We start from the raw sequence: 5,805 nt of genomic DNA, 5'->3' as shown, positions 1-5,805 counted from the left end.
TTTTTTCGGCGATTGGGGGCCAGGAATTCGAAATAGAGGCGCTTGGAGATCCGCAGGACCGCCATCATACCGAAACTCAGCACCGAATCGATCAAGACGATACTGTAGGGAATGTCCCATTGGGGCAGATGTTTGCGCACTAAAGCGTTGCCCACCGCCATCAGGGCCGTGACACTGAACAGGCATTTGAGGATATTTTTCAACTCCGTAATGCCCACGAAGCGCCAGTTGATATTGTACAGGCCGCACAAGAGCAGCACAAAGATTTTGAGCCCGGCCAGCGCCGCCAGCCAGGCCCAGAACGGCGCCGCATACTCCGCTGGAAACACAAATTCGAAGCGCAGCAGGAAAGCCGCATAAAGAGAGGATACGATGATCGTTGTATCGGCAAACAGGAAAAAAAACAGACGCTTCAAACGGGATGGTTGTAAAAACCGCTCAAACCACGACTGTACTTGCGCAATCAGCGCTTTCATCTCTTTTTCCCCACAGAAAATCGGTGACAAAAACGTCGCCACACAAAACTCAGGCGGCGCGATCGTGTTCTCCACATTATCATACGGTTTCTTTTGTTCTTTCCCATATTCAGGATCACGGGGAAGGGGACCGTCGGCCGCTCCTCACTACTCTCATCGGGTAAGTTTACCTTGGGCTCAGTGGAATCACTTGATTTGTTCAATACCCCCCCGGAGGTTTCGCCGCGGAAATCGGGCAGGCTGCCGCCGTTAGGGATTGCCGGGCGTCACCAAAAAAAAAAGATGGCATTGCCATCGCTGCTAGCATAGCATGATCTTTGCCAATTTTTCGCCAAAAAGAGCAAAGGGTTCGAAAATCAAGATATAGCGGCCTTTTGCGGGATTGCCACGCTTTGGCCGGGTGCTCGGATCAACGATCTTCCGGGCACTGAGTTTACGGTAATCGAGTCCTCAGTGCCTTTTGGTTTGTCTGGCCTGTTTCATTGACAGCAACAACTTGAAATGGTACACTTTTTTAGCCATGTTGAGGGTGCAAAACATCGATTCCGGTACGGTGATTTTTCTTACTGCCGGGGACTACACCTGGGGTCGCTCGAATCAGAGCGACGTGATCGTGCGCAACGAAACCGTGTCGCGCAAACATGCGCGGGTATGGTGGGAATCCGATAATTGGTGGATCTCTGATTTGGGAAGCACCAATGGTACTTTCCTGGACAGGGCGCCACTGACTGAAGCCTGCCGGATCACTGAGTCCGTGCAAGTTCAATTGGGCAATATTCTGTTCGAACTCTCTCCCTGGGACCGGGATGACGTTTTGCCCAAGCAGGTAGCCTCACCGCCCCTGACCATTGATTTGGGAGAAAAAACCCATAGCCTGGACCACGGGGAAATCAGCCAGGTGAAAACCGAACTTTCCTTTCTGGATATGTTTATGAACATGGAGAGCCCCGAAGATTTCTACCACTCTGATCTGCCGTTGATGTTTACCCGCCTGGGAATCAGCGGTTTCGGGGTAATAGTTGAATGGAAAGATAAGCCGTTGTTGCTCTTTTTCCACGGCGAATTGCCCTCAAACCTATTGGAGAATGTCGAACATCTCCAGGACAGCCTCAAATCCCACTTGATACTGGAAATTCCCGACACGAATTCGCGCTGGGAATCGATTCCCGTATCCTACCGCAAAGAGCGGCTCAGTTACTTCGTGATCACGCCCCAACACCAGTTCCCGGAGGGATTGCCCTTTTTCCTGCGCTCCCGGCTGGCGCGCCTGACTGAATTGTTATACGTGATCAACCGCACAAAATCGGGCAAACGCGCAGGAACCAGCAAAGACAATCCCAACCCGCAAAGCAACAACGACAATTTGATCTGCCTGCCGGAAATACAGGATGGGGTTCTGCTGGCGTCTAATATTTCCCGGGAAATGGTGGAAACAGCCCGGCGTATCGCGCCGGAAAGTGCCGGAGTAATCGTTGAAGGAGAAACCGGCGTTGGCAAAGAGATCGTTGCCGCCATAATCCACCACTTTTCCGGGCGCAAAGGGCCTTTTCTGCCGGTCATGACATCTTCCCTGCCGGAAAACCTGGTGGAAAACGAATTATTCGGCCACAAAAAAGGCGCCTACTCCGATGCCGTGTCAACAGAAGAGGGCAAATTTGCGGCGGCTGAGGGGGGCACCATCTTTTTAGACGAAGTGGCGGACATGCCCACATCCGTACAAGCCAAGTTGCTGCGTGTGCTGGAAAGCGGTGAGATCTTTCCCATCGGTGCCACACACGCGCAGCGAGTGAACGTGCGCATCATTACGGCATCCAATATCCCCTTTTCCAAATTGCTGGAATCCGGCAGGTTGCGCCGGGATCTCTACCATCGTCTGAAAACCTTTACCGTGTATGTCCCGCCCCTGCGCGAACGCCGACAGGAGATTCTGCCCCTGTTTGAATTCTTTTTATCGCGGGCGGCCAAAAAGAAAAATAAAACCTTTGCGGGTTTCTCTCCCAAGGTGGTGCGCCTGTTGCTGAACTACCCCTGGCCGGGCAATGTGCGTGAACTCAGGAATGAAGCCGACCGTGTCGCCCTGATGATGAAGCCTTCCGGTGTGGTGCACGCGGAAACCCTGAACGAAGAGATCCGCGCCCTGGGCACCGCGGATATGTCCGTGGAAGTCCCCGGTTCCGGTACCACCATGCAGGAACAGGTGGACCAGTTGCAGCGCCGCCTGGTCCCGGCCGCCCTGGAAGAATGCGGCGGTAACAAGACCCGGGCCGCGGAGAAACTGGGGCTCTCCCGCAAGGGACTGACCAAGATGATTCAGCGGTTGGGGTTGGAAGAGAAATAAAAAACAGTTGGAGAGGGAAAACAAGAATTTCCTGACACCTGTAACCTGTCACCTTTATTAAATCCGAAGCACGAAATCCGAAATCCCAAACAAATTCAAATGACCGAAATACAAATGTTCAAAACAAAAGCAATGCGGGCCCCGCTCATGCCTCTCGCCAATCGCCACTTGCCCCTCGCCATTATTTGTTTAAGGAAAAACAAGTTGAGGGAGTTGAGGGAGTTGAGGGCGGGAAAGAAGAAAGCTGAGGTTCAGGTTGAGGTTGAGGGGATCCTGAGCACCGAGTACCCAGCACCAAGAACATATAATGAAATCCACTGATTGCTTGTTCTATTTTAACGCGGATTCAGCACGGCCACTTCGGACAATGGCATTGATTGTTCCGCCGGCAACTCGAAGAACTTGATCCCCAGGGTTCGTGATTCGGGGGAAAGCCCCATTGCCTTCAGGTTGAAGGTTGGTTCGACGCGGATCTCCAGGAAACCTGAGCGGTGATCCGGATCCGTCACCCGGAAAAATCGTTCGCCGATTTTATTAAAATCAAAACGTTGATAAAACTTCCCTCGCCAGTAGACATCCACGCGTTGACGTTGACCGGACAGGTGCGCCAGCGGCGCCCCACAGACCAGCCGGAATGGAATCGACCTTCCCTGTTCATCCAGATGAATGTGGATCCCCGCCGCGTCCCGGGCCCAGCGGAAGCTTTCGCCCCGGTCAGTGCGTTCCTCGTACCAGAAACCGTAATCGTATCGTTCTTCCGCAGCTTTCACCCAGTTTATGGGGTGCAATGCGTGAAAACGTACTGTGTTGGCCATCACGGCCACAAGCAGCAGGCCCAGGGCTCCTGCTCTTGCCAGGCGGTGTTTTTGTGCTTGGGGCTGCACCCCGGGTAGATCAGCTTGCGGCCGCGACAGCGCGATCACCACCCAGAAAAGGACGGCCACTTCCGGTAACCACAGATAGGTGTTAAACAGCAGGAAGGCCAGCAAGGTGAAATACAGGGTCGCAAAAGACCGGTCCTGCGCCCCGCGCGCCAGGGGAACGACTCCCGCCAGGAAGATCAGAAAGAAAATCAGGCCGGGTACTCCGTTCTCATCCAGGATCAACAGGTAGTGGTTCAAAGGCAGGTCCACCACCCGGGCCTGGTTATGCGTCAGGGTCTTGAGCGCGAAAAGGAAATTTCCCGTTCCCACGCCGGCCAGAGGAAATTGCGAAACCATTTTTGCACTGTACCCGATCATGGTAATGCGCCAATTGGTTACTTCATCCAGGGCCTGCAGCTTGTTTTCCACCTGAAACAAGCGTTTGGCCTGGAGCATGTTCTGCTCCAACCGTCGCGTCAGCACCCCCCCGGCCAGGCCCACCATCAACAGCAGAATGGCCATTGCGGTGATTTTCACCCGGGGGCGAATGTTCCGGCTACACAGAAAAACCGCAAAAGCCACCACCACAAAGGCAAAGGCGGTACGGCTGCCGGAAAGAGAGATTCCCGCTAAAGCGGCCAGGGCCAATACCAGAGAGCGAAAATGCCATCGCTGCAGCAGCCGGAAAACGAAATAGACCAGCAATACGCCGGCAAAAAGTCCGAAACCGTTGAAATCGGAAAAACTAGCGTTGCCCTGGCCCATCTTTTCCAGCCACCATTCCTGCGCCAGGATGTCGGGGTCCACGGTACGTTGCACCACGGCCACGACCAAAGCCCACATGAACCCCGTTCCCATGGACGTAAACACCTTTTCCAGGTCGAGTTTCAAAAAGCGGATAAAGTGGAATGCAAATGGAGCGGCGGCATAGAGAAACAGGGAAATCACGGGAAAAATGGTGGCAAAGGACACGCGGTTGCCGAAGGGTTCAACCGGCGTGTTTTGCAGCCAGGCCCGGGCGGGAAGCGTGATGTTGGACCAGCGCATAAATACAAACAGCGCCGAAATCGCAACCACCAAAACAAACAGCAGGTACGCCTTGAGAAACCACTGCGGCACGACAACGCGGTCCCGCCGGATCATTGCCCCCAAAACCAGACCGGATAAATAAAACAGGGCCGGTGCCAGGTAGTTGAACGGATAGCCCGTACCACACAAGTCCGGCAAGGCATTGACCAGGGGCAGCAAACCGAAAAACAAGTAGAGGGCATGTTGCCGGTTGACCAGGTAACTGGCCATACCCAGCAGCAGCATCACCAGCGGCAACAAGACCACGTTCAGGTGAAAAACCACCTTAAGTATCGCCGCTACCAGGGCGAATAGAAAGAGCCCGTATTGCAGGCGCCTTACGGCTTTTTCGCTCATTACAGCCGCTCCACGCGTTGCTGTATGGCTTGCGCGTAACTGCGCGCCACGTCGTCCCAGTTGTAATCCCGGGCAATGCGTTGGCGCGCCCGCTCGCCCAACTGCTTTCGCGCCGGCTTATCCAGGTCCAGGATGCGCTCTAATTGTTCGGCCACGGCGGCGGCGTTGGCTGAAAAATAAAAGCCCAGGTCTGTTACAACTTCACGGTTGTAGATGGTGTCCACAGCCAGAACCACCGCCCCGGCGCCCAAGGCCTGGAGCAAAGCCGGGTTGGTCCCGCCCACTTCGTTGCCGTGAAAATAGGCAAAGGCGTTTGCCAGCAAAGTGTTAACCACGCGTTTGTCATAGATCGGGCCGGGTAGCCGGATGCGATCGTCCGCGGCGGCGGCGTTGCGGATGGCGCGGATGTACTCGGTGTCATACGCATCCCCGCCCACCAGCAGCAACTTCTTTTCTGTTTTTGATTTCCGGAATGCCTCCACCAGGCACAGGGTGTTGTTTTCCGGTACCATGCGCGTTACCTGCAGGATGTAGCCTTTGGGTTCAACACCCAGGGGCTGTAAAACACATTCAGCCTGCGGAAAATCGGCTGCAGAGATCACCGGGGCTCCGTAGCTGATGTAGAGGGGGTCGCAGCGGAACTTGTCTTTGTAAAAACCGGCGATGGCACGGGAATCGGCCACCAGGTCGTGACGGGCAAACA

The 5,805-nt window shown here is 54.6% G+C and carries 4 protein-coding genes; 1 reads left to right on the top strand and 3 read right to left on the bottom strand.

The window, feature by feature from the left end; genetic code table 11:
- Positions 1–476 (bottom strand): hypothetical protein (locus ENN40_05850; protein HDP94866.1); only part of this gene is annotated, 476 nt, incomplete at its 3' end.
- Positions 477–996: 520 nt separating this feature from the next.
- Here ENN40_05850 and ENN40_05845 point away from each other — a divergent pair.
- Positions 997–2,814, top strand: a complete 1,818-nt coding sequence (locus ENN40_05845; protein ID HDP94865.1) for an FHA domain-containing protein — start codon at positions 997–999, stop codon at positions 2,812–2,814.
- A gap of 335 nt (positions 2,815–3,149) precedes the next feature.
- Here the strand turns inward: ENN40_05845 and ENN40_05840 are convergent, their stop codons facing one another.
- The gene (locus ENN40_05840; protein HDP94864.1) at positions 3,150–5,102 is read right to left on the bottom strand and encodes an O-antigen ligase family protein; all 1,953 of its coding nucleotides are present in this window, start codon (positions 5,100–5,102) and stop codon (positions 3,150–3,152) included.
- On the bottom strand, positions 5,102–5,805 hold a 704-nt coding region (locus tag ENN40_05835), incomplete at its 5' end, for a glycosyltransferase (protein HDP94863.1). The genes ENN40_05835 and ENN40_05840, both read right to left, overlap by 1 nt.

It is taken from the genome of Candidatus Aminicenantes bacterium, from assembly GCA_011049425.1.
Lineage (GTDB): Bacteria > Acidobacteriota > Aminicenantia > UBA2199 > UBA2199 > UBA876.
This window is presented reverse-complemented; position numbering and strand designations above follow the sequence as displayed.